The 24,468-nt window shown below is 58.0% G+C and carries 21 protein-coding genes and 1 pseudogene; 13 read left to right on the top strand and 9 right to left on the bottom strand.

Annotation, left to right across the window (positions count from 1 at the left end; translation table 11 throughout):
- The first annotated feature begins 42 nt into the window (after nucleotides 1–42).
- From radC to QEN43_RS10205, 8 genes are all read left to right on the top strand, one after another.
- A complete protein-coding gene (gene radC, locus QEN43_RS10240; RefSeq protein ID WP_026611555.1) occupies nucleotides 43–717 on the top strand; it encodes a RadC family protein in 675 nt (224 codons plus the stop codon).
- Between the two features lie 34 nt (nucleotides 718–751).
- On the top strand, nucleotides 752–1,426 hold the full coding sequence (locus QEN43_RS10235; RefSeq protein ID WP_026611556.1) for a class I SAM-dependent methyltransferase: 675 nt from the start codon (nucleotides 752–754) through the stop codon (nucleotides 1,424–1,426).
- A 363-nt stretch (nucleotides 1,427–1,789) separates the two neighbouring features.
- Nucleotides 1,790–2,887, top strand: a complete 1,098-nt coding sequence (locus tag QEN43_RS10230; protein WP_317964058.1) for a PQQ-dependent sugar dehydrogenase — start codon at nucleotides 1,790–1,792, stop codon at nucleotides 2,885–2,887.
- A 128-nt stretch (nucleotides 2,888–3,015) separates the two neighbouring features.
- Nucleotides 3,016–3,336: a c-type cytochrome gene (locus tag QEN43_RS10225; RefSeq protein WP_036269200.1), complete on the top strand. Its 321-nt coding sequence runs from the start codon at nucleotides 3,016–3,018 to the stop codon at nucleotides 3,334–3,336.
- Nucleotides 3,337–3,346: 10 nt separating this feature from the next.
- Complete coding sequence (locus tag QEN43_RS10220; RefSeq protein WP_026611558.1) at nucleotides 3,347–4,003, top strand: hypothetical protein; 657 nt, start codon at nucleotides 3,347–3,349, stop codon at nucleotides 4,001–4,003.
- Nucleotides 4,004–4,017: 14 nt separating this feature from the next.
- A complete protein-coding gene (locus QEN43_RS10215; RefSeq protein ID WP_026611559.1) occupies nucleotides 4,018–5,571 on the top strand; it encodes an FAD-binding oxidoreductase in 1,554 nt (517 codons plus the stop codon).
- A gap of 464 nt (nucleotides 5,572–6,035) precedes the next feature.
- Nucleotides 6,036–7,889, top strand: a complete 1,854-nt coding sequence (ilvD, locus tag QEN43_RS10210; protein WP_026611560.1) for a dihydroxy-acid dehydratase — start codon at nucleotides 6,036–6,038, stop codon at nucleotides 7,887–7,889.
- A gap of 447 nt (nucleotides 7,890–8,336) precedes the next feature.
- Entirely contained in the window at nucleotides 8,337–8,480 is a 144-nt protein-coding gene (locus QEN43_RS10205; protein ID WP_156912875.1) for a hypothetical protein, read from the top strand.
- Nucleotides 8,481–8,620: 140 nt separating this feature from the next.
- Here the strand turns inward: QEN43_RS10205 and QEN43_RS10200 are convergent, their stop codons facing one another.
- From QEN43_RS10200 to QEN43_RS21770, 3 genes and pseudogenes are all read right to left on the bottom strand, one after another.
- Complete coding sequence (locus QEN43_RS10200; protein ID WP_026611561.1) at nucleotides 8,621–10,054, bottom strand: methyltransferase regulatory domain-containing protein; 1,434 nt, start codon at nucleotides 10,052–10,054, stop codon at nucleotides 8,621–8,623.
- Between the two features lie 152 nt (nucleotides 10,055–10,206).
- The gene (locus tag QEN43_RS10195) at nucleotides 10,207–10,845 is read right to left on the bottom strand and encodes a TIGR02453 family protein (RefSeq protein WP_051331967.1); all 639 of its coding nucleotides are present in this window, start codon (nucleotides 10,843–10,845) and stop codon (nucleotides 10,207–10,209) included.
- Between the two features lie 150 nt (nucleotides 10,846–10,995).
- Nucleotides 10,996–11,079: pseudogene (locus QEN43_RS21770) on the bottom strand (hypothetical protein); the annotation flags it as partial.
- Between the two features lie 675 nt (nucleotides 11,080–11,754).
- Between QEN43_RS21770 and QEN43_RS10190 the strand changes: the two are divergent.
- From QEN43_RS10190 to QEN43_RS10180, 3 genes are all read left to right on the top strand, one after another.
- Nucleotides 11,755–12,000 (top strand): pentapeptide repeat-containing protein, encoded by a 246-nt coding sequence (locus tag QEN43_RS10190; RefSeq protein WP_026611563.1) that lies wholly within the window; start codon nucleotides 11,755–11,757, stop codon nucleotides 11,998–12,000.
- A gap of 90 nt (nucleotides 12,001–12,090) precedes the next feature.
- The gene (locus QEN43_RS10185; protein WP_026611564.1) at nucleotides 12,091–12,471 is read left to right on the top strand and encodes a hypothetical protein; all 381 of its coding nucleotides are present in this window, start codon (nucleotides 12,091–12,093) and stop codon (nucleotides 12,469–12,471) included.
- Nucleotides 12,472–13,121: 650 nt separating this feature from the next.
- Nucleotides 13,122–13,982 (top strand): pirin family protein, encoded by an 861-nt coding sequence (locus QEN43_RS10180; RefSeq protein ID WP_026611565.1) that lies wholly within the window; start codon nucleotides 13,122–13,124, stop codon nucleotides 13,980–13,982.
- On the opposite strand, the gene QEN43_RS10175 is transcribed toward QEN43_RS10180, so the two are convergent.
- Nucleotides 13,979–14,950 carry a DUF5996 family protein gene (locus QEN43_RS10175; RefSeq protein WP_036269864.1) on the bottom strand — a complete coding sequence of 324 codons (972 nt, stop codon included), beginning with the start codon at nucleotides 14,948–14,950 and terminating at the stop codon, nucleotides 13,979–13,981. The genes QEN43_RS10180 and QEN43_RS10175 overlap by 4 nt on opposite strands.
- A 454-nt stretch (nucleotides 14,951–15,404) precedes the next feature.
- Between QEN43_RS10175 and QEN43_RS10170 the strand changes: the two genes are divergently transcribed.
- Nucleotides 15,405–15,824, top strand: coding sequence for a hypothetical protein (locus QEN43_RS10170; protein WP_026611567.1), 420 nt, complete (start codon nucleotides 15,405–15,407; stop codon nucleotides 15,822–15,824).
- A 49-nt stretch (nucleotides 15,825–15,873) separates the two neighbouring features.
- On the opposite strand, the gene QEN43_RS10165 is transcribed toward QEN43_RS10170, so the two are convergent.
- The gene (locus QEN43_RS10165) at nucleotides 15,874–17,472 is read right to left on the bottom strand and encodes a hypothetical protein (RefSeq protein ID WP_026611568.1); all 1,599 of its coding nucleotides are present in this window, start codon (nucleotides 17,470–17,472) and stop codon (nucleotides 15,874–15,876) included.
- Between the two features lie 564 nt (nucleotides 17,473–18,036).
- On the opposite strand from QEN43_RS10165, the gene QEN43_RS10160 reads away from it, so the two are divergent.
- Entirely contained in the window at nucleotides 18,037–19,002 is a 966-nt protein-coding gene (locus tag QEN43_RS10160) for an IS481 family transposase (RefSeq protein WP_317963453.1), read from the top strand.
- Nucleotides 19,003–19,348: 346 nt separating this feature from the next.
- Here the strand turns inward: QEN43_RS10160 and QEN43_RS10155 are convergent, their stop codons facing one another.
- The 4 genes from QEN43_RS10155 to QEN43_RS10140 form a co-directional block, all read right to left on the bottom strand.
- Nucleotides 19,349–20,077: a methyltransferase domain-containing protein gene (locus QEN43_RS10155; protein WP_026611569.1), complete on the bottom strand. Its 729-nt coding sequence runs from the start codon at nucleotides 20,075–20,077 to the stop codon at nucleotides 19,349–19,351.
- 38 nt (nucleotides 20,078–20,115) lie between these two features.
- Nucleotides 20,116–21,294: a sulfotransferase family protein gene (locus tag QEN43_RS10150; protein WP_051331968.1), complete on the bottom strand. Its 1,179-nt coding sequence runs from the start codon at nucleotides 21,292–21,294 to the stop codon at nucleotides 20,116–20,118.
- Nucleotides 21,295–21,381: 87 nt separating this feature from the next.
- Complete coding sequence (locus QEN43_RS10145; protein WP_026611570.1) at nucleotides 21,382–22,758, bottom strand: hypothetical protein; 1,377 nt, start codon at nucleotides 22,756–22,758, stop codon at nucleotides 21,382–21,384.
- A gap of 266 nt (nucleotides 22,759–23,024) precedes the next feature.
- The gene (locus tag QEN43_RS10140; protein ID WP_051331969.1) at nucleotides 23,025–24,416 is read right to left on the bottom strand and encodes a glycosyltransferase; all 1,392 of its coding nucleotides are present in this window, start codon (nucleotides 24,414–24,416) and stop codon (nucleotides 23,025–23,027) included.
- Nucleotides 24,417–24,468: the final 52 nt, after the last annotated feature.

The raw sequence follows: 24,468 nt of genomic DNA, 5'->3' as shown, positions 1-24,468 counted from the left end.
CTGCGATTCGGTTTGAAACACATTATTCGGACGGGGGGAGCGATGCCCATCACGGATTGGCCGGACGAAGAAAGACCACGGGAAAAGCTGCTTCAAAAAGGGCCGCAGGCGTTGTCTGACGCGGAGCTCTTGGCGATCTTTTTGCGTACGGGAGTCAAAGGCAAGACCGCCGTCGATCTCGCTCGCGAACTGCTGAACGAGTTCGGCTCGCTGCGGGCGCTATTGGAAAGCGACTTCGAGCGCTTCAACCGCAGCCCTGGTCTCGGAACCGCCAAATATGCCTTGCTTCAGGCCGTACTCGAAATGGCCCGAAGACATCTCAAGGAGACGCTCCGCCGCGGCAATGCGCTAACCAGTCCCGATCTGACCCGGCGCTATCTCGCCGCCCAGTTGCGCGGCTATCCCCACGAGGTGTTCGCGGCTCTCTTTCTCGACAACCAGCACAGGGTCATCGAATTCGAAGAACTGTTCCGCGGTACCATCGACGGGGCGAGCGTCTATCCCCGGGAAGTGGTCAAAAAGGCCTTGCACTTCAATGCAGCTGCAGTCATCTTCGCTCACAACCATCCATCGGGTATCGCCGAGCCCAGCGAGGCCGACAAGCACATCACACGCAGGCTCAAGCAAGCCTTATCACTCGTCGACATTCGCGTGCTCGATCATTTCATCGTCGGCGATGGGGAAGCGTATTCCTTCGCGGAGCACGGGTTAATATAGTGTCCGATAGCCCATAGGGTCAGCGGAGGTCAGCATGCAGCGTGTGCCCGAACCGGAACTGATGGACGAGGAAGATCAGGCCAAAGCTTATGCGGAGGCAGATTTTTCCGAGCCTCACGACCATTTCGTTTCTCTGTTTCAAGCCGCGTTTCCGGATTCTCTTACGGGCACAGTTCTGGACCTGGGCTGCGGTTCGGCCGATGTGACTATTCGTTTTGCGCGTGCTTTTCCGAATTGCCGGATCGACGGCGTGGATGGGGCGGAAGCCATGCTCGGGTTCGGCCGTAAAGCTCTTCGTTCGGCCGGATTGGAGCACCGTATCCGGCTGATCAGGGGCTACCTACCGGACGCAAGTCTGCCTCTGAGGTCTTACGATGCGGTGATTTCGAATTCACTGCTTCACCATCTGGCCGATCCCATGGTGTTGTGGACATCCGTGCAACGTTTCGGAAAGCTCGGCGCGCCGGTGTTCATCATGGATCTGTTGCGGCCCCAGAGTGAAGATCAGCTTAATGGGCTGGTTCGACACTATGCCGCTGACGCCCCCGAGGTGCTGAAACGGGATTTTTCGGCTTCCCTGCGTGCCGCCTATCGGCCGGACGAAATCCGAGCGCAATTGGACAATGCCGGCCTCACCGATTTTACCGTCGAGATCGTCAGCGACCGTCATCTCGTCGTATCAGGCCGGTTGCCTTTCCCCAATGTTTAAGCCATTTACGTCGTTGATGGATGCTGGAAAACGCTCGGGAACAAGCCGAAGCACGGGGTAGGTCTTCAGGTGGCCACCCGACCGTCGTTCGCGAGCGGCGCACTTCCGGCTTTCGCGCTGGTCTCAAAAAATGAAATTGGTTGCCAAGGAGGGCTCCCTATGCAGACTTGCCGTGCAGCCTTTATCGCGATGCTCGCCCTGATGGCCTGTGCGGGTAGCGCCGGGGGACAGACATCGGGTGGGACGGACGCCTGTCCCCCGCTCGAAACACGCGCTCCGAACGCGCAGGACCAGCACCCGGCATTTCCCGGGCAGACCCGTGCGTGCGTCGTCCAATCCAATATCGCCTTTGATGTTGTTGTATTGGCAACTGGGCTTGAGCAGCCGTGGGCGGTGGAACCGCTTCCAGGCGGCGATGTGCTCGTCACCGAAAAACCCGGCCGTATGCGAATCGTCTCGGCCAAAGGGGATTTGGGTCCGCCGATAGTCGGGGTGCCGGCGGTCGACGCCCGCGGCCAGGGCGGTTTGCTCGATGTTGCACTGAGCCCGAACTTCGCGGCCGACCGGACAATCTACTGGAGCTATGCCGAGCCTCGGCGGGGCGGCAACGGCACCACTGTCGCCCGGGGCGTGCTGTCGCCCGACCGGCGTAGCCTGGAGCAGGTTCGAGTGATCCTTCGGACGATACCGACCTATGACGGCACCAAGCACTATGGCTCGCGGCTTGCCTTCGGTCCGGACGGCATGCTGTACGTCACCACGGGCGAGCGTTCGGATACGCCCATGCGCGTACATGCGCAGCGCCTCGACAACCATCTCGGCAAAGTGCTCAGGATCCATCCGGACGGTTCGGTACCCAAAGACAATCCCTTTGTCGGCCAGCCCAATGCTCTACCCGAGATTTGGACGCTCGGTCACCGCAATATCCAGGCCGCCGCCTTCGATCCTGAGGGGCGGCTTTGGGTGGTGGAGCACGGCACGAGGGGCGGCGACGAGCTGAACCTGATCGTCAAGGGCAAGAACTACGGCTGGCCGCTGGTCGCCTACGGCGAGGAATATTCAGGCGAGCCGATTGCGGGTGCGGTGACGGCTCGTCCCGGCTTCGAGCAGCCGGTCTATTACTGGGACCCGGTGATCGCCCCCTCGGGCGCGCAGTTTTACACGGGCGATGCCTTCCCGGCATGGCGCGGCAGTCTCTTTGTCGGCAGCCTCAAGGAGAGGCGGCTGGTACGTCTCGTCCTCGTCAACGATCGTGTTGCGGGCGAAGAGCATCTCCTGGCCGATCGGCGCCAGCGTGTGCGCGATGTACGGCAGGGTGCGGGGGGAGAGTTATACGTCGTCACCGACAAAGGCAACGGCGAATTATGGAAGATCGTGCCGAAACAGTCGCCGGGAGATATCTCCAGCAAATCGTCAGACAAGCTCAGCGCTGTACGAAGGCACGATGGTGCAGATCGATGAGTGTGTTACGATTTTCGCGTCAGCATGCGGCTGACCATACGCAGCCTGCATCCGGGTACGCGAAATGACCTAACGCAGGCGTTTTCTCCACCTTAAGGAAAAAATCGGAGCACGTGGTGTTCTCATCCATGACGAGTTCTGCGGTGAAAGGGATCGCCGTGGCCGTCGGGCTGCCTCTGGCCTTGCTGTCGGCCCCGGTGTTCGCGGGCGAAGGCGGAAACTGGAAAGACGGTGCCGAAGTCTACGCTAAGATCTGCGCTTACTGCCATGATGCCGGAGTCGGCCCGGTGATCAAAGGGCGGCAGTTGCCGCCGGAATACATCAGTCTAGTCGTTCGGCAAGGACTGAGAGCGATGCCGGCGTTCCGGTCCTCGTTCATCGATGACAAAGCTCTGCAGGCGTTGGGCGAGTACATATCGAAATCGCCGGCCCCGACCGTAAAGCCCTGAGGAGCCAGCCATGGACGTCGATCGTCGCCAATTTCTCAAGAGCATGGGTTTCGCCGGCCTTGCCGGCGCATCCCGGCACCGCCCGCTATGGGCAATGACCGCTGCCGAAGAGCAATCCACGCGCCCGATTACGGTGCTGGTGACCGGAACGGCCGAGCGCTCGGGTTTCATTCATGGCGTTCACGCCGCAAACCCGGCCGTATCCCTGCTGCGGGCCGATCTAGTCCTGGATTTTCTACGGCATCTCAAGAACGTGATTGAATCCGGACGGGCCGCCCGGGTGATCGGTATGGTCGATGACGCCTGCGGCGCGCTTATCATCGACTCGGTTCGCACGTCCGGTGCGAAGCTCCAGTGGCTAGGACAGCACGCGGTGGATGCCGGGCGGTCGCGACACCGCGTCCTCGGCGGTGCGCTGGCGGATAGTTGTGCGATACGGTTCGGCGAGCAGCTCGATGCTTGCGGTGGAAACTTCAATCTCACCGGGCAGCGCTTGGGTGGCGATACGCCGTTGCAGCTCGCGGCGGATTTACGCGAAGGGAAACACGAAGGCGACTGGACCGCAGCTCTAGGCTTCGCGCTGACCGCGCCGGGTGCCGCGGTGCCACGGTTCAGACCCGCGGCCCCGTTGATGGGCCATTTCGTATCTTTCTTGCTCGAAACCTAAAGGAGAACGACAAAATGGCCGAGCCCACCTATTCGGTTCTGCCTCGCGGCGTCGGCAAGGACGATTTTCTCGCCGCAGTCAAGAAGTTCAAGAAACTGCTCGGCGAGCAGAACGTCCTGCTGCAAGAAGAGCAACTCGCGCCTTACATGAAGATCATGATGCCCAAGCCGGAAGAGGAGTTCGCCCCCTCGGCCGCGCTCACCGCCACCACCGTGGAGCAAATCCAGGGGGTGGTGAAGATCTGCAACGAGCACAAGATCCCGATCTGGACCATATCCACCGGCAACAATTTCGGTTACGGCAGTGCGGCGCCGCACCACCGTGGCCAGGTGATCCTCGACCTCAAGAAAATGAACAAGATCATCGAGGTCGATCCGGAGCTCTGCACCGCCCTGGTCGAGCCGGGCGTGACCTATCTGCAACTGGTCGAGTACATCCGGGAAAAGGGTTACAAGCTGTGGGTCGATCCACCGGCGCCGTCGGCTATCGTCGGTCCGGTCGGCAATACCCTGGACCGCGGCGTCGGCTACACGCCCTATGCCGAGCACTTCATGTTCCAGTGCGGCATGGAGGTGGTGCTGGCCAACGGCGAGGTGTTGCGCACCGGTATGGGCGGCGTGAAGGGTTCCAACACCTGGCAGGTGTTCAAGTGGGGTTACGGCCCATATCTGGACGGCCTTTTCACCCAGTCCAATTTCGGGATCGTGACCAAGATGGGCCTATGGCTAATGCCCGAGCCGGAGGTCTATAAGCCCTTCGCGATCAAGTACCGAAACGACAAGGATATCGTGGACTTGGTGGAGCTTTTCCGCCCGCTGAGTATTAGCGGCATCATTCCCAACGGGGTGGTATTCGTCGGCACTCTTTATGAGGCCAGCGCTACCGTGCGTCGCTCCGACTACACGATGGAGAAGGGGCCCACACCGAAGGCCATCATCCAGCGCATCCGCGACGAGCATAATATCGGCGCCTGGACTGCCTACGGCGCGCTGTACGGCACTCGGGAGCAGGTCGACGTCAACTGGAAGATCGTAACCGATCTGGTCAAGCGATCCGGCAAGGGCGAGATCGTCACCGAGGAACAGGCCGGCGACGATCCAGCGTTCAAATACCGCGCCGACCTCATGCGCGGCAACATGACGATGACCGAGTTCGGTCTGTACAACTGGCGTGGTGGCGGCGGTTCGATGTGGTTTGCGCCGGTGAGCCAGGCCAGGGGCTCCGAGACCCTCAAGCAGGTCGAGCTGGCAACCCGGATTCTCAACGAGCATGGCCTCGACTATGTTGGAGAATTCATCGTTACCCAGCGCGCCATGCACCACATTATCGACGTGCTGTACGACCGCACTGACGAGGAGGAGATGAAACGAGCCTACGCTTGCTTCGGCAAGCTCATTGACGAGTTCGAGAAGCATGGCTATGGCGTGTACCGGGTGAACAACGCCTTTATGGACCGGGTCGCGGAGACTTATGGTCCAGTGCAGCGCAACATCAATCGCATACTCAAGCGTGCCCTCGATCCCAACGGCATCTTCGCCCCGGGCAAATCCGGGATCGATATCGGGTGAGCGAATAAAGACACAGATCGACTTTGGTCAGGACAGGTCCTTCGACTCCGCTCAGGACAGGTCCTTCGACTCCGCTCAGGACAGGCATCAGTTGCGGCTCGATTGGCACGGCATAGGCGAACCTACCTGGTCCTCCACCGGCAAGCCGTAGGATAGGGTGAGCGAAACAGGCGTCAGACGCGGCTCAATCGGTGCGGTTCGCTTCGCTCACCGCACCCTACAACTGATTTAAGGCTGTCGACGAATTCAAGACAAACCGTAAGGTAGCAGCTTCGTTCACGGTGGGACTGTGGAACCATGAACGGAGGCCATTTGTTCAGAGCTTCCAATAACGGCACTGTGGCCCACTGGAGCGACCGGACAGCGTATTCGTCTCTCTTCTCGAAACTCAGCTCTCAATATCGCCTTGTTGTCGTGCCGTTGGGCGTATAATTCACCGCATTTGCCAAATTTCGAGGAAGACCATGCCCGAATATCGTTCCCGCACCTCCACCCATGGCCGTAATATGGCAGGCGCCCGTGCGCTTTGGCGCGCGACCGGCATGAAGGACGATGACTTCAACAAGCCGATTATCGCCATCGCCAACTCCTTCACGCAGTTCGTTCCAGGTCATGTCCACCTGAAAGACCTCGGTCAGCTTGTGGCGCGTGCCGTGGAAGCGGCCGGCGGCGTGGCAAAGGAGTTCGACACCATCGCGATCGATGACGGTATCGCCATGGGACATGGCGGGATGCTTTACTCGCTGCCGTCGCGGGAGATCATCGCCGACGCGGTGGAATACATGGTCAACGCTCATTGCGCCGATGCCCTGGTGTGTATCTCCAACTGCGACAAGATCACACCCGGAATGCTCAATGCCTCACTGCGGCTCAACATCCCCACCATCTTCGTTTCGGGCGGGCCGATGGAGGCGGGCAAGGCGGTAATCCATGACAAGAAGGTGCACTTGGACCTCATTGACGCTATGATCGCGGCCGCCAATCCCAATGAATCGGACGCGGATGTGGCGCTCATGGAGCGCTCGGCATGTCCCACCTGCGGCTCCTGTTCCGGGATGTTCACCGCCAATTCTATGAATTGTCTGACTGAAGCACTGGGGTTGTCGCTACCGGGCAATGGCTCCCTGGTGGCGACCCATGCAGACCGCAAAGGGCTGTTCGAAGAAGCGGGACGGCGCATCGTCGAATTGGCCAAGCGCTACTATGAGCGGGACGATGTCTCGGTATTGCCCCGCTCGATCGCGAACGTGAAGGCCTTCGAAAACGCCATGAGCTTGGACATCGCCATGGGCGGTTCCACCAATACCATCCTCCATCTGTTGGCGGCAGCCCAAGAGGCCGGCGTGGATTTCACCATGGCCGATATCGATCGGCTGTCGCGTCGGGTGCCCCACCTGAGCAAGGTGGCGCCTTCGACCCAGCTGTATCACATGGAGGATGTGCATCGAGCCGGGGGCGTGATGGCTATTCTGGGCGAGCTGGATCGCGGCGGATTGATTCACCGCGACGTTCCGACCGTACACGCCCGGACCCTAGGGGAGGCATTGGAGCGCTGGGATGTTCGCCGCAGCGAGGACGAAACGATTCATCGCTTCTACCGAGCGGCCCCGGGCGGCGTGCCGACCACGGTGGCATTCAGCCAGGACAAGCGTTATGCCGAGCTGGACCTAGACCGCCAGAACGGCTGCATCCGCGACATCGAACACGCCTATTCCAAAGACGGTGGGTTGGCCGTGCTCTACGGCAATATCGCGGAGGAGGGCTGTGTGGTGAAGACCGCTGGTGTAGACCCGTCCATTCTGAAATTTTCCGGCCCCGCGGTCATCTGCGAGTCGCAGGAGGAGGCGGTAGAGAAGATCCTTGGCGGCCAGGTGAAGGCCGGTGATGTGGTGATTGTCCGCTACGAAGGGCCGCGTGGCGGGCCGGGGATGCAAGAGATGCTCTATCCCACCTCCTATCTCAAGTCCATGGGGCTCGGCAAAGCCTGTGCCCTGCTGACCGACGGACGGTTCTCCGGCGGTACTTCCGGGCTCTCGATCGGGCATGTCTCGCCAGAGGCAGCCGAGGGTGGAGCCATCGGGCTGGTAGAAGCCGGGGACATCATCGAGATTGATATTCCCAACCGTACCATCCGGGTTGCCGTCTCGGACGAGGAGTTGGCGCGGCGGCGTGCCGCGATGGAAGCCAAAGGCGCCGCGGCCTGGAAGCCGGTGAATCGTAATCGTCCGGTCAGTGCGGCGCTGAAGGCCTATGCCGCGATGACCACCTCCGCCTCACGCGGCGCCGTGCGCGACGTTAGCCAGTTGGAGCGGCGCTGAGGACGGAAATCCACCGTAACAGGCCTGTCATGGGTTTGTAACGAAATTCTTTTTCGGAGTTTCGATTAGGAACCTTTCTCCGATAGGTCGTTTGCTCTGCATGCTTGTCGATAAGTCCTTCGGCAGAACTGTCCTGAGCCTGTCGAAGGACTTATTGAGAGCTTCCTTAATGTATTGCGTGCAATAGAGGAAATCTGGAGGCACCCTCTTGGAATCCCGAAATCCTCAATAGGTACCTAGTGCCGGGAATTGTGCAATTCGCTAAAGCGGTCATTCCGGAGACCGTCATTGAGGGAGAACGCGCCGAACACTGGATAGTAAGCCACTTCCTGAACGATGTTGTTCGCGCGCAGCTCGTCGGCAAGCAACGTCAGTTTGCGTTCAACGTAATTTAATAGAGCACAGGCAGGCTTTGTGTTTGAAAAGGGCGATGGAAGTCTCGCACACGTGAATACCATCAAGCATTGGGAGCAGTATATCGGTCGCGAGGAGCATCACGACGACGATACGGTTCCCATGTGGCTGACGAATGCTAGCCTCGTCACCTGGGAGGCATCCCTTACGTACGAAGAACTGGCTGCACTGCTTTGAGAAGTTTCGGTCGTTGTTGCCGACCTTCTGGACCCATATGCGTGGCGCAAAAGCGGCTCCTAATCGGTTTAAGCGGGCGTCCTAACTTCAGCAAACCGCCCGCTAGGCGACCTTATAGCACGCATCGCGCATCGCCGCCCTCAGGCCTCTAGAAGACCCGACCTGCCAAGGCCTTCGAGACTGTGATCGAGGCCGGCGAGGAAGGTGGCGGTGGCGTCCTCGGCACTCAGGTCGAAAGGCGCCGGCAGCTCGCCCGCCTGGATACGGACCAGCAGTGCCTCGGCGAGCGCCGAACGGTCACGCGTGCCGTCGAGTAGCTGGAGGAGGGCAGTGCCGAGCGGGTCATCGATCTTAACGTTCGCGTGGAGGAGCGAAGCAACGATGTTGCCACGGGTGATCTGGTACCGGGCAACGGCGTTGGCGCGCGGCCTGGTTCCGGGGCGAACCGCGATGGGAGGCGCGATGGAGTACGGCTCCATGTACGCGGTGCCGAGGCAGACCAGAAAGAGGCGAGCGACGGCTTCCGCGTCGGCGTCGCTCGTACCATCCGGTAGCAAGGAGCGAAACGGCATCGGAGCGGGTCGCGCCTCGTGGAGTGCGAGTAGCGCGGCCTTCGCGCCGGGATGGTCGACGCGGACAGTGTTGCCGACCGGTGATCGAAACGTCGCGATCTCGCGTGATTCGACGTCGATGTTGCCGACGGGTTCGAGCCGGGAAGTGAAGGCAAGCTCGAAAAGGTCTGACGGAGTCGGGGGTCGGAGCTGCACCGAGTCTCGGCAGAGCAGTGTTTGACGGAACCGGCGGGCGCGGAGAAAGTCGAGGTACTGCTCCTTGAGGACCGGGTCCCGCTCCTCGAGGGCACGCAGCTCATCACGCGCGGCACCGAGCATGGGATCGTGCTCGTACCGCATCATGTAGTACTCGGCTTCGCCCAAGAACCGGAGGTTGTGGCGGCGGGCGTTCGCGACGAACTGGGTGATGCTGAACGGCGCGTTGATGTCGGCGAGCCAGTCGTGAAAGACGGCGGCGTCGCTGAGGTCGGCGAAGTCGCGCGCGATCGTGCGCATCAGCTCCTGGTAGGGATCGATGCCATTGGGGCAGTCGCAGAAGATGCGCATGATGTCGCGCGCCGCGGCTATCTTTGTGGAGGGTTCTTCGATGTGTGCCGTGCGCTCGAGAAGCAGTTCGCGAAGCGGTTCACGATAGCGCGTACCGGGCAGTGCGAGGTAGCTGATGAAGGCGATGCCGTGCGGCGAGAGGAGCTCGTCGCAGAGCTGGAGCAAACGCTCACGTACAGATTCGGGTACCCATGAATAGAGGCCGTGCGCGATGATGTAGTCGAAGCTGCCCTGGGGTCGGTAGTCCATCAGGTCAGTGACCGTGAGCTCGATGTTCTTCAAGCCGAGCGCCTCGACAGCTTCGCGCCCGCGCGCGATGGCACAGGGCGAGAGGTCGATGCCGGTGAATGTCGTGTCGGGCAGCCCGTACGCCATGGGGATGAGGTTGGCGCCGTCACCGCAGCCCAACTCGAGCACGCGTGCGGTTCGCACGTCGGCGGGGTGCATGCCGTGCATGATGCCGATCGCGGCGAGTCGCCAGGGATGTGAGACGGGCCGGGGTAACCCGGATAGGCTACGACGTCGTAGAGCGTGGCGGCGATGGTGTTCATGGGCGTTACCAAGGGAGTTCTGCGGTGGAGTAAAGGAAGCGCACGAACGGGCGGGTGTCAGCGCGCGTCCGTGAAGGCGTCGAGCCGCCTGTCTCTGGTGAGTGTGTTGCCATCGAAGCCGTGCCAGGCGGCGAAGTTCTCCCGCTGGAAGGCGTCGATGCGCGGATGTACCGGGTCGCAACCACGCAGGGAGCGGGCGAGCATCGCACTGCCAAGCTCGAATTTCGCCGTGAACGCCCGGTCGTCACGGGCACTCCGCCATGCGGTCGGATTCTCGACGATCGCATCGCGGATCGTCTTCAGCATGGGCGCGTCCGGGAGCCACATGCCGACGCCGACGAAGGTGCCGCCCGGCTCGACGTGGATGTAGAACACGGGAACATACACGTCGCAGTTGCGCTCGTGTGGGACGCGGTTGCCGGCGTGCGCCTTGAACGGCCACTTGTCGTGGCTGAAGCGGGTGTCGCGATGAATTCGGGACAGTGATCCGCCCACGGGCCGGGGATCCTCGATGAAATGGCGGCTGATTCTGTGCGGCCGCGGCACGAAATCCATGTTGAACCGGAGTGCCGACTGGCGGACGTAGACTTCGTCGCGGTGGCGATTTGCGGCAAACCAGTCGCGGTTGTTGTTCTCGGCGAGGTTGCGAAGGAACACGAGGGTCTCGCCCGTGAACCAGGTTCCGGGCTTCGCCATGCTCCTCCGATCAGGCACAGTGCGCCGCCCGCGCGATGAAAGCGGCGACGCTGCGTGAGTGTTCGAAACGGTGAACGTCGCCCAGGACGGCCAGCAGCACCCGGACCGTGGCGTTGCCCGACCTGGAATGGAGTCGAGATAGAGGAATGAGAGCGCCGCCAAAGTTTGGTTTTGCGTCGGCGCGGAAATATTGTCTTCCACCGCCAAATGGGTAAGAAACGCCTCCGCCTCGATGATGCATATGTGGAGGGGTTGGCGTTTGCCGCTAATAGATAAAGCGCCTGATTCATTAAACAGATTGTGTTTCTCTACTAATATTTTTTTATTTCGCCCTGTTACAGGCGTGCACCTAATTCAACAGTTTCAGGCTACCGGCGGTGGGCGGTGTATTTGCTTCAGTCATGAAGTACGCCAACGTGAAATGAGTTTTTGAAATACAAAAGCGTAGGATGTAACCGCGAGTTTTGCACCTCTGTGACCGGTGTTAAATGCCTGAGCTTAGGCGCCTAAAACAAAGTTTGAAGCCAAATGGTCTTTTTCGTCTTAAGTCGAGCGGGATTTGACGAGCTTGTCAGGGACCGAGGTGGGATTCCTTCGCCCCTTTGGGTTACGGCTGGCGTTTTATCCGATACCCAACTTTCGGACTTGCGCTCGCAGGGCATCGACGTAACTAAATTCACCTGCCCGGTGATCGCTTAGGTCTGGAAGTCGCGTTGGATACGATCCGGGAACATCACCCAAGCGATCGCATCTGGGTTGAGTATGTGCCAAACCTCTAATACATCGTTCAAAGGGACGCGTCGCCCTGAGGCCGTACTGAAGGATGGTGATCGATTGCGTTCGGTGGTTCCTTCACCCGTCCGTCGGCAGCATTCCTTACCTCTGCGTTGGTCCGGAAGCGAATGACCGATGGCAGAGCTGACCGATTGGCTTAATCGAACGGTTTTCTGCTACGCCGAGGCCATTTTCCCGAACGCGCGGCTGGAAATTGTGTCGTTCGAAGGTACGAACCTGTCGGGGGCGCGTCTGTACGCGGTGGATTTCACTGGCGTGCGCTTGAATCACATCACGCTTACTGGCGCTTGCTACGACAACAAGACCACCTGGCCGGAAGGCTTCGATCCCATCTCGGCGGGCGCCAACACATGCCGATAACTGTCTCGCAAGCAGCCGAACTGTTTGCAGCGGACGCGCAAACGCGTGCCGCTGAACAAACGTTAGCCCCCACCCCATCGATACCACGCAATGTTCGAGTTTCTGTTTGAAGTCATCGGTGAGTTCGTATTGCAGACGGTTCTGGAGGCGCTGGTTGAACTCGGGCTCCACTCTCTTGCGGAGCCGTTTCGTCGGCAACCCAATCCTTGGCTTGCAGGACTAGGCTACACGATCTTCGGTGCTGCTATGGGGGGCCTAAGTTTGCTGGTCTTCCCAACACATTTGGTTGCTGTTAAGGCACTGCGACTCGCGAATCTAGTTCTTACCCCCGCTGCAGTCGGGCTGCTCATGTGTGCAATGGGGGCGTGGCGTGCTCGTCGAGGGGAACCGGTTCTGCGCATCGATCGATTCGCCTTTGGTTATCTGTTCGCCTTGTCGCTTGCGCTTGTCCACTTCTGGTTCGCACAATGACGGCTAACTGCCGCATTTGTCCTATCTCCTGAATCTCTGCGGGATTTCATTATCTTGCGCTAATTCAGCCGGAGACTGAGCCTTCCGTGTGGTTTGCTCGCTTCCCTTCTGCGGTTCGCCCTCCGACTGTTCAAAATCGCCCGACGATTTGGTCTGTTCATCGGTTCGTACCTTTGCGCTCGGGTTTCCTTCAGATAAGGCCTCGCCGGCTCTTGCCCTCGCCGTCGGCCAGTCATTATGTTTGTCCTAGAGAACATTACAGGTACTCCAATAGAGGACTTTCACCCCGTCAGTTCAAGCCTATGTCGGGTGTTCACAACTCGGTCTAGCGGACAGTCCGCCACCCACAGGTAACGGCGCGGGCACGATAGCCGTCTCGAACTGTGCTATGCCCGGTTCGAGCGTAGGCCCGATCCGAAAATCGGACCACGATACTCGATTGTTTTGCCGTTGCGTTACCATGCGAGAGTTCGGGGAGAGTCGGTGGAACCTATGCGGCAGGTTGGTTCGAGGCGAACGGCGTTCAGCGATATGGAGAATCGCGAGGACTGTTCAGTCCAAGAAGAAGCAGGCATTCCGCTCGCTGCCCGAGCGGCAGCGAGGTGATCCGACGGGGTGCCTTGATTCGATACGAATAATGGAGAACGCCTATGAGCACTTCCCCGGATTTTGTTACCCGCGAGGTCGAGCGAGTGGTTTCCGGCGCGTGGGTTTCAGACGGAGCAGGGGTAAAGCTTTTGCGCGTGCTGACGCCCGATTTGCAGCGCCGGCTGGATCCTTTTCTTTTGCTCGATGAGTTCCGTTCCGACAATCCGGACGATTATCTTGCCGGTTTTCCTGATCATCCCCATAGAGGATTCGAGACGGTTACCTACATGCTGGCAGGACGCATGCGTCATCGCGACAATGCCGGCCACGAAGGGCTGCTCGCAGCCGGCGGTGTTCAATGGATGACCGCGGGTCGAGGCATCATTCATTCCGAGTTGCCCGAGCAGGAAGAAGGTTTGATGCATGGGTTCCAGCTCTGGATCAACTTGCCTGCGCGCGAAAAGATGACCCAGCCCGGCTATCGGGACATCCCGGCGGAAGCCATCCCTCACGTCACCACGAGCCAGGGTGTAAGTATTCGAATCATTGCCGGATCGGCAGCGGGCATGGAGGGTGCGATCAGGCGAGAGGGGAACGAACCGCTTTTTCTCGATCTCAACATGCCGGCCGGGAGCGCCTGCGAGGTACCGATCCCTTCCGGGCATAACGCCTTTCTCTATACTTACGAAGGCCGAGTCGAAGTGGGTACGCGCCGCGAGTCGGTTCGTGCACGCCAACTTGCGGTCCTGACCAACAGCCCGGATGCCCGCGGCGTGCGGCTGCACGCCGCAGGCGGGGCGCGACTGTTGCTCATCGCCGGCCGTCCCTTGAACGAGCCCATTGTGCAATGGGGCCCCTTTGTGATGAACACGCGCGAGGAGGTCGAACAAGCGATGTACGATTTTCGGTCGGGCAACTTCTAGCTCACGGGAAAGGTTGGCTCCGGACCTGGCATGTTTCGTTCCAACGATGCCCGATCCCAATGTCCGAGATCGGCGGCCGCTTCGTAGGTGCTTTGCAGGAACGCAAGCAGTTCCCGGTCGGGCGAATCGGCTTTCCGCACCTCGGAATACGGCAGTATGAACTCCTTCAGCTCGCGGCTGTAGAACGCATAATCGGGTTGTACTCGCGCCTCGGGAAACCCTTTCGGTTCCGGGTAAGCGTAGGCGTAAAAGGCCGGAAACGGGACGGCGTCGTTGCCGGGCCAGAAGCCGCAACTGCACACCTCATGGGAGTAGGCTTCGCGCACGACCCAGTCGGGAAGATTGGGCACGCCGCCGGGGTGTTCGGGTGCCGGCCGACCGGAAAAGCGCGTGACGGCCAGGTCGAAAGCGCCCCAGAAGAAATGGACAGGACTGCACTTGCCGATATACCGTGCGCGGAATGTCTTGAATACACGATCTGCTTGAGTTAGCACCCGCCAGCAGCGATGGGCGTACTCGGGATCATAGGCGGCATGTTCGAAGTCCCGGTCGAAGGGGATGGGACGAGCCACTTCGTTGGGTTTTTTCCGTATGGCAACTTCGATATTCAGCGTTCGGAGCGCGGCAAAAATATCCTGGTAGAAATCAGCTACGGGACAGGGCCGGAGCGGGATTGCTTGCATTGTTCCATCGTTGGTCCGGATGACCAGTTGATGCTCGATGAAATCGAAATCGATCTGGAATGTTCGGCTTCGATAGGGAATCGGTGAGGTCGTCAAGCCGGCGGCTGTCAGATAGAGCACGACATGCCAGGAATGGTTGGTCCAGGGCGTCAAGACCAATCGGATTTTGCCGACGATTTGTGTCCACATGTGCAAGGTGGCGTACGTTTCTTGCCATGCTTGTAAAGGCAGTTCCGGCCAGTCCGAGTGTCCGTCAATTGCACCGGAAGGGTTTTGGTTTGCCATGGTGGCCTCCATGAAACGGGAAATTCCAATGTCTGCTTCCTCTCGTTCCCAAGCCCCTGATTGAGAACAGCCAGCCCAGAGAACTCTGGCTTTTTACAGAATAGGAAGCCGGAATCTTGAGGGATTGGGTTCCAAGCGGGAGTTGGAACCGGTTTCCGGTTTGATTCCGCACGGGTTCCGACTGTTCCTGTACTCGTGACCTCGCGAGCCCTGTCCGCTCAATGCGTCCGGTTTGGATTGGAACAAATGTCTTCGCTCGCGGTCAAACTGCCGGTCGTCAACAACCGTACTCTCATGTTTCCTTAATCTTTTCTCAGGCGAGGTTCTCATGTTGCTTACGTACTCTAGTGACGAGTGGTGTGGAAATTTCCGCACTCGTATCGCGAGAGGCCCTAGCAGGAATCGCTCTCTCTCGGTGCGCCTAGAAAATTGATTCATGCGTTATAGGTGATTCATGTCAGCGAATTTGTGGCAGGAAGATCCGATCGAGGATTTCTCGTTTTCCGTGTCGTACGAAGGGCTCGGGGGACTGCTGATTGATCTCGATCTTTACGTTTTTAATCGAGCGGGCGAATTGATCGATTGTCAGCCCATATGGAACGGAAAGACCAGCGTGGCGCTTTCCGCTCAGGAATTGAGCGAAGCGCGATTCATGATCGCGCCGCCCATACGCGCCTCCATACGCAAGCCCATCATGAAGGACATGATTCGGGATTTTCAGGGGTTCGAAGTCGGCTTTAACTTCGCGCCGGAAAACCGCTCGGTCACGCTTTCTGTCGTGCCGCAGGCGGTTTGGCGGGCGTGGCAGCGAACGGGCTCGCTGAACAAGCGCCGAAAAGCCCACAACCTGTCTGACGACTTCCTAATCTGGTAAAGGAGTGCCGGCGCGCGGCACTCCTGGGCGAGAGCATCGGCTGCCGAGCTTACGGTTTTATGCCGATGAGCTTCCAGCCACCGTCCGGCGAGAGATTCGCCATGCTGGACGTTCCCACGAACAGCGTGTCGTTCGACGGAACCATCGTCCTTACACCCACGACGGTGTCGGGATGCCTGAAGCCGGTTTTAGTCCACGCTTCCGCTTTGGAATTTCCATCCTTGAAAAACCACAGGTCGGCGCCGGGATGCGCGGTGGGCATGCCGCCAAATCCCGCGTCCAACGTCCCCACAAAGAGCTTTCCGTCGAAAACCGCCATAGTCCAGGTGTAGACATTGGTGGGCACGTCGAAGCCGGCACTGCCGTAGCGCGGGGTCGCGTCCAGCTTGTTGGAAACGATCTCCCAGGTTTGGGTGGCGCCGTTGTAGCGCGGCAATGTTTCGTCCCCGTACAGTAATTCGATCTTGGGATTCCTTGCGAAATCGCGACCGCGGAAAATCGGAATGGCTCGCCAAAGATTGTTTTGGGTCTCCCGAACGTTGCTGGGCTCCCCGTAAGCGTCCACGAAGGCGCTGTAGACCGACCAGGGCGGATTCATGTGCCCCCAGTAGAGGTAACCGGCGAAGGAAGCCAAGTCGCCGACGCCTTGGGTCGAGGCGATGACCTCGTCGGGTTCATAGTCAGTGACCTCCCACACTTTCGTCCAAAGACCGGCATGGAGAATCCTCAAGCCTCCGTCAGGGATGGGCGGGCTCATCCAAATTCCGGCTGGTGGCCGGTCGGTTCCGAGTATGCCGACGGAGCTCGACAACGTCGACGGCCGCCAGGTGCTCACGAACAGGCGCCCCTCGTGCTCGGTAAGATTGACCGCGTCGTTGTCCACGAGGCCCACTGTAGTGAAGCTAAAAGGATTGCTCTTGGTTCCCGTCCAGCGAAGCACCTCGCCGCTGCCCATGATGGTCTGGACGCCGGTGTAAACGACGTTCTGCACCGACACGAATTTGCGGATGTTGCTGTATCGTATGAAAGATCTCGATCCGAGGTATTTGGGTGGATTCGCATCGGCATCGAAGGCGAACATATTGACGGTTACGCCGAGCCGTCCCGGACCCGCGAGTATCACCAAGCCGTTGGACACGCCGGCCGAACGCAAGCCAAGCGTTTCGTTGATGAGAGGATCGTTCGGTGTCACATTGATCTTTTGGCGCGTCACAGTGTCGTAAATCCATACCTGCGGCGGCCTCCAGTCCCCCAAAAATGGCCGTAGAAGCGCGGGAACACCGGGGTATTGGCTCATTCCACCTTCGAGAACGTTGATGGGGTTGCCGTTGGCGTCACGAGTAATCACGCAGTCCTGTAATCCGCCGGCTGCGGTTTGCCCGATGCCAGCAATATTGGCGCCCGTCCCGATCCAAACCTTGTCTTTCCATTTAGCCAACCCCCAAACGTAGGCCTGGTTGCGTTTGGGGATTGTTCCGATCGGGCATGCCCCATTTTCCGCGGCGACATAGGGGCCGCCGCAGGTACTCCAGCACTCGTCCGGGACGGCATTCGCCAGAACCTCGGTTTCCGCATGAGATACCGTTACGGCTGAATGAAGAATCAAAAGAGATAAGGGAAAAACCGCTCGCCACTTGCAATTGATCATATCAATACTCCTTTTCTTGCTAAGTGCATTTGTCCTATCTGCATCTTGCGGCTTCAGCCCGGACGGAGCTCGTATAACCGCTATGTTGTTGCTCGACCAATAATAACATCCATATTTTGCCTAAGTTGTGTCGAGTTATCGATGGCTTTCCGTACAGCACCAAACATACTCTTAGGCGAATCTCATGACAAATAGATAATAGCTTTAGAATCAATAATTTGTTTTGTGGTAAAAAGCGAATGTAAAATTTTTCGACATTGGTTTTTTGGAGGAAATTTGTGAGAGCTCACATTAACCCGTATGGAATATAATAGTCGGAATATATTTGCAACTCAAAACTGTAATATATTTAAACCAGGTGTATATTCTAACTTATAAATATCGATAGAATTTCCGCAGGAATCCCGTCGAGGAGTTGTAAAATTTTTTGATACCAATAAAGTATCGCAACGCCACTAAATGTCGCGTCTCGTATGATTATTTACCCAGAAGGAGTTATGCTCTGTTCGAAGCCCGGAGCCTTCTCCAGGAGATATTCGGTTCGTCCAAGTGAGGTTTCTCTCCATGCAGATTCGTCTTCATAAGAACGCCCGTACCACCCCGGCGGTTCGGCAGGCCATTCAAGCGTCCACGTTGAGCGAGCGCGCCTTGGCCCAAAAGCATGGCATTAGCCGAACGACCGTCCGCAAGTGGAAACACCGCTCCTCGGTCGAAGATGCCTCACACCGGCCCCACACCCTCAGAACCACGCTCACGCCCGCCCAGGAAGCCATCGTGGTCTACCTCCGCCAAGCTCTGCTCCTCCCCTTGGATGATCTCCTGGCCGTGACCCGGGAATTTCTCAATCCCGCCGTGTCCCGTTCCGGGCTAGACCGCTGCCTGCGCCGCCACGGGGTGGCGTCCCTCAAGACCCTGCTTCCGCCTACAGAGAAGGCGAAGGTCAAACCCTTCAAGGCCTATGAGCCCGGCTTCCTTCACCTGGATGTTAAGTACTTGCCCGCCATCGACGGCGAACCCCGCCGATACCTGTTCGTCGCCATCGACCGCGCCACCCGCTGGGTCTATGTCGCCCTCAAGCCCAACCGCTCCGCCTTAAGCGCAAAGGACTTCCTCAAAGCGGTGATTCAGGCCGCGCCTTTCCGCATCCAGAAATGCCTGACCGACAACGGCTCGGAGTTTACCGACCGTTTCCTGACCCGAACTCGGCAGCCCTCGGGGACGCATGAGTTTGACCGCCTCTGTACTGAACAAGGCATCGAACATCGCCTGATTCCGCCGGGCCGGCCCCAAACGAATGGCCTGGTGGAACGCTTCAATGGCCGCATCGAGGAGGTGTTGCAAACCCATCACTTCGATTCAACCGCCGATCTGGACACCACCCTGCACCGCTATGTCGAGCTGTACAATCATCACATTCCCCAAAAGGCCTTAGGCCATCTCACCCCGATCCAGGCTCTCAAAAACTGGCAACTGTCCCATCCTCATCTTTTTCGAAAGAAGGTTTACGATCTTGCGGGACTTGACAACTAAATTACTTAATTGGACGAGACTGGATATTCATTCACGGGAGGCAATGCTTGAGCGCGCTCCGCGTGTCCAAATGGGGCTCCGACAGATTTGTCTTTGGGCCAGCCAAGATCAGCTCGCCGGGAGCGGAATAAGATGAACAAGGTTCGCCCGAAGAGCAGCGTTCAGGAAAGCACGTTGTTAATTTGGACAGCGGGGGCTGGTCCGAAGGGCAAACCCCATCCTTGGGGTTTGCAAAAGCCACTCGTTGCGGGCGAAACCTGTTTCAAACTTAACTCGCTGCCAAAGGCAAGTTCCTTTTCGAGCCTACATCAGCGATGAAAACGCTCTGGTTGCGATCGTTTCCTTTTCACCTTGCGAGATAATTGGTTTTCTTGATTAAAGTTAGTTGCCAACGAAACGCCCACTTCCATTGGATGCTTCGTTTTACGGCGGACAATTCATCGGTCAAGGTTTCTAATTCCTTCTTTCTGAATCCCCGTAAAATAGAAACTAAGCCATCGTGACGGGTAATTTTGCTCGCGCGCGTGAGGAAAGTGAATATTTTGAAAAGATGGTAAGCGATCGGGCTTCTGTGCAGATCGTTGACGATTACCGCCAGCCGGCATTGATTGTAAGAATTCCGCAGCAGCTCTTTCGCTTTCGAGTTATCGAAGTGATGCAGAAACAAGCTCATCACAGCGACGTCGAATTGCCTTCTTTTAAAAGCGTCCGAAAAAACATCCATTACTTCGAAGCGTATCTCGGGAAAATCCTCCGATCTCGCGCTTGCATAATGAATAACAGACTTATTTAGGTCGACCGCCGTTACAGAAACCAGGACATTATTTTTCCGGCACCATCGAACGATGGCTCTGGGAAGGTCGCCGCTGCTGCAGCCGAGATCGACGATTTCGAGCGGTCGGCTCAAGTCGTGCTCGGCGAGGACTGATTCAATAGCCGAGATGACCGTTTTCGTGCCTCCGAGCCACCGGTTGATTTTGACAAGGTCGTCCAGGGTCTTGATCAGTTCGTCACCGCTGAGGTTGGTGTCATCGATGATTTCGTCGAGATTAGATCGTTGCGAATAAGCGTTCATGCTCTGTTTCTCCTTGAAGTGAATGCCACTGTTTTGGTTTAAGCGGCATCGTTTTTGGGAATCGGCGAGTACGCGGTATCGGCATACCCATAACGTTCGATGATCTTTCCCCAGCGCCTGGTAATCGTCTCTTTCAATTCCGGGGTTAGCTGGTAGCGATTGGTACGATAATCGTTCGTCTCTTTCAGGTATTGCTGTAATTTGGGAAGCATTCGCTCGAAGTCGCCGAGCTCCAGCTTCTCGTACAGGATACGAAGCTGCCCGATTGGATCTTGTACCAGCGCCTCGTAGTGCAGCTCATGGAAACGGGAAGGGGCGAGCAGTGGCCGTGCTTCCTCGAGCTTTTCGAACATGTGCAGGAAATTCTCGAACACATAGTCTTCCAGGCCCTCGAAATTCGGTTCTTGCAGTCCCTGCGCCTCGTACAAGGATTTCCACAAATGCACGGTGGAAAGAAACAAGGTGTAAGGGTCGCGCACGATATGGACGAACTGGGCGTCCGGAAACAGTTCGAGCAGCAGCTTGATTCGATAGGTGTGGGTAGGTGATTTTAGAAGAATGCGCTTGGGATCGCGTACGGTGAGTTTCTTGAGAAACATCAAGAAACCGTCTTTCCAGCGTTGCCGTTCCTGCGGCGGGAGCTGTTCGAGGTCGAAGTATTCAGGGTAGGGATTGCGATTGGGGAAGGCGATCTTCTGGTACGGGGAAGGCAATCCGAGGTTACATAGCGCAAACTCGTCCTCCTGAGGGCGGTCCCAGCCCATGGCCATGTTGTCGAATGGCCGTTTCTCTGGCAAAAGTGCCTTGAACAGAAAACCGAGCCAGTACATGTCGAACCGTTCCGTCAACAGAAAACGGTTCGGGTTAAAACATACGTAGGTGGTCGGATAGGTGAAACGCTCGTCCAGGGCGAGCAGTTCGTGCAGCCATGTGGTGCCGGAACGCCAATGCCCGATGATGAACAAGGGCGCTTGCTTGATTTCCGTTTCGCGGATCCGGCGGCTCCATATCAAGCTCTGCAGACCGTGGCTCAGGCTGCCCAGCAAGATGACGAGTGTCATGCCCGCTATGCGGGGCAGGCGCCGCACCCCGACGTCGAAGCGATTGTGGGCCAACATTTTCAGCCAGGCGAAAAGATGACTTCCAAGCCAGATCTTGGCGTACGATTTTTTCCGTTGTTGTGTCGCGCTATCCGCGGTGCTTGTGGACAGGTCCATTTGAGTTCTTCCTCCTCATGAGTTTGAAATGAGTGGCAGCGAGGCGTCTCCTCCATGACGACATGCGGCGGCGCCGGTGTCGGTACATCAATTCGTCGGTGCGGTCAGCCCGCAGCGATCGCGCTCGAATTCAGCCTTGGTGCATATCGTGACGCGCGGAAAATACTCGCCCATGTGCGCGCTAATGGCGGCCGCATCGGTTCTGTCGCCGTCATAGTAAAGCAGCGCCTCGGTAAAGATCGGGTTTGGCTGCATGTGGCGCAGAATCAGCCCCGGAATGTCGCCACTGGCAGGCAACCAGTTGATCGCGTTGCTCGGACGGCTCTCGGGATCGGAGAAAGCGACCGTCACGTAGTCATCGCCGTCCGGCACGACTTGGGCGTCGTAAAGGCAGCCGGTGGTTGCGAGGGCCGCGGTGGCGTCTTGCGCGCACAAAGACCAATAGCGCAGTTGTTCATTGCCGGAGATCTCTTCCGAAACGCCTTGAATGCCTTGGGTATCGGGGAAGGTGGGCGCTTTGAAGCGCACGATCGTGATCTCCTTGCGCGACGGACCCAGGTATACCTGAAGGTACCCGGTCTGGGCGTTGAAATAGATGCCTTCGCCGTTCGGATTCGGAGGCACCGCGCGATAGTGGGCAATTTCCTCGAAATCGGATGTGGACGGAGACGGAAACGCGCCATCCGCAGACGGGCCATTGATCACCCGCTGGTCACGCGCTTGCTTTTTGGTGCTTGAAAGCGACATGCCTTGTTCATCGGCAAACGATTGAACCGATTGAATTGACGTGATCAGGAACTGTTTGTGTGTTTCCTGGAGTTCTCGTATTTTCTTGCACATTTCATGGATGGCTTCCAGGCTGGTCTGTTCGGGATCGTCCACGACGAAATACCAATTGGGTCGTGGTACGCCGCCGAGCGCGCCCTTGCCCGGATCCGGTAAAAAAACACGGTAAACGACGCTGTTGTATTCGGTCGCGCTGCCGTCATAACGATAGCCACCATACAGGATGTTTTTCGGCCGGGATTCCGGCAGCGGTCTTGCCTGAGGAGGGGCATCGAGCAAATCGACGGAGTAGGTGCTACCGGGAGAGTAGGGCGTATTGGGCCGAAAGGGATTGTCGCCCCGTTCGGGCTCGATGTCGGTGTCGGCCAGGAGAGCCGTCGAAAATCCCACGGCATCGTGGTTTTGCCAGGACATGTAGCGTGATTGGGGGAACTCGGCCCGGAACCGGAAGTGCCCGCCCGGCGGATACACCGGAATCGCGTGTACGAACCAGTACACAGCATTTCTTTCTATGGCGGGCCACGTGCTATTGTCGACCAGCCAGCCGGAGCATTCCGCCAGGTCGACTTCTTGGCCGTAGATTAGACTGTCATTGGCGAACGCTCCGCCGCAAAACAATCCGAGCAGGCTTCCTATCACACTCGATAGGATCACAAACCTGCAAAGCGAATTTTTCATTACCAACCTCCATGTAAGCTATAGGCCAACTCCCTGGCCAACTGAAGAGATGTTCTAAGACAGCTTTGGGCGAGCCCTCCTGCTCTGGAACAGGCTTGAACTGTAACCTTTCCGTTTAAAGCGGTTTCGTTAGTTGCCGGCAGCCATCGGGAGAGTTCATCCGAGCCTTCCTAAGCGTACCTGTATGCGATTTATGCCTCTTTTCTCCTCCCTGTCATGTGTTTTCCAACCGATTCGTGACGCATTCTAGACGAAAAAATGGAAGCTCAAGCGCGGGCGCGATGCGATTCCCGTAAAGCAGGGTTTCTCGGCTGTTCCGTGCAGATATCGTCCGGATCCCGTCTTACTGAGCCGATACCGATATGCTCCAGTACGGCGTCGGTCATGTATTCAACGTTAAACTTCGCAGCGATGTCGCGGGCTTGGCTGCTCAGCTTCCGATGCATCATGCCGTCCGTAAGCAATTGCTCAAGCTTCAGGGCCAAGTCCGCGCTGTCCCAGGCCTTAAAGGTCAGTCCGCCAGCTTTATCGCTATGGCGAACGACTTCCGTGATGCCGCCGTAGTCGGGAACGATCACGGGCGTTCCGCGGTTCATGGCCTCGACGGCGACCAGGCCAAAAGGCTCGCGGCAGATGGACGGATACACAACACATCGGCTATGCGCGTAAAGCGCATCGCGAATCTCGGATGAAATCTGCCCGGCATGGTGAACGGCCAAACGTAAATGATCGGCGATATCGACGATCGCGTTCCGGTAGGATTGCCCCTTGGCCGTAGACCCGCAAACCACCAGTTGCATGGGGATCCGACGGACTTCGAGAAGCTTGGCCGCGTAAAGCAATAAATCAATGCCTTTCTCGCTCTCCTGGCGCCCGACATACGAGACGATCGGTGTGTCTTCCTTCAGATCCGGGAACACGGTGTTGAGTACGGCAAATGGCGGCTTTTCGTTGTCGCGCGCAAGTTCGATACCGTTATAAATGACCCGCAAACGTTCGCGGTCGAGGCCCATTTCCTCGACGATGCGGTCGAGATAATCGTGACTAATGACCACAGCGGGCCAGGGAGAGCCTTGAACGACGTCTTTCAGTCGCTGGCGGAATTCGGGCAGCAGCCCTGCCTTGCGCGCGTAGCTGGCAAAATGCTCGTCGCCTTGAAAAGTCACCAGGTAATCGAAAGGGTGATCGCTATTTTTCTTGGCCGCCAGCGCGATAGGAGAAATCGCGGCGAAGCTCATCATGAGATGGCTGACGCCGTCCAGCGCCATAAACTTGATCAGCCGTTTCACGAGCAAAGGGTCTGGATCCGGTGTTCGGTGCAGGCAGCTCGTGAGATTTCCCAAGAGCCGGTCGACATAGCCCGGCATACCCTGAGCGATGCGAACTCTCTCTCGCGCGGGAAAAAGGAACAGGAGCGGCCCGACGATCTTGTCCAGAATTTCGGATGGCTGCCGGAAATGGTAGCGAGGGCCATAACAGAGCATCCTTTGCCGGATGCCGTCTGCCACGAGTTCCGGTTTGCATTCCATCATCCAATAGACCACGACTTTGAAACCGCGTCGATGGAGCGCGTTGGCGAGGATGATGTCGCGCACGGTGGACCCCACATAGGAGCCGCTGCCGATTGTGACGAAGGCGAAAGTGGGGTTCGCACTCATGGGAAGCGCCTCCTGAAAGTAATAACGAAGTGTGGTCGAGTTCGCTGCTGTT

The sequence above is a fragment of the Methylocaldum szegediense genome (genome assembly GCF_949769195.1).
Classification (GTDB): Bacteria; Pseudomonadota; Gammaproteobacteria; order Methylococcales; family Methylococcaceae; genus Methylocaldum; species Methylocaldum szegediense.
Note: the sequence above shows the minus strand (reverse complement) of the source record. Positions and strands in the feature narration are given on the sequence as shown.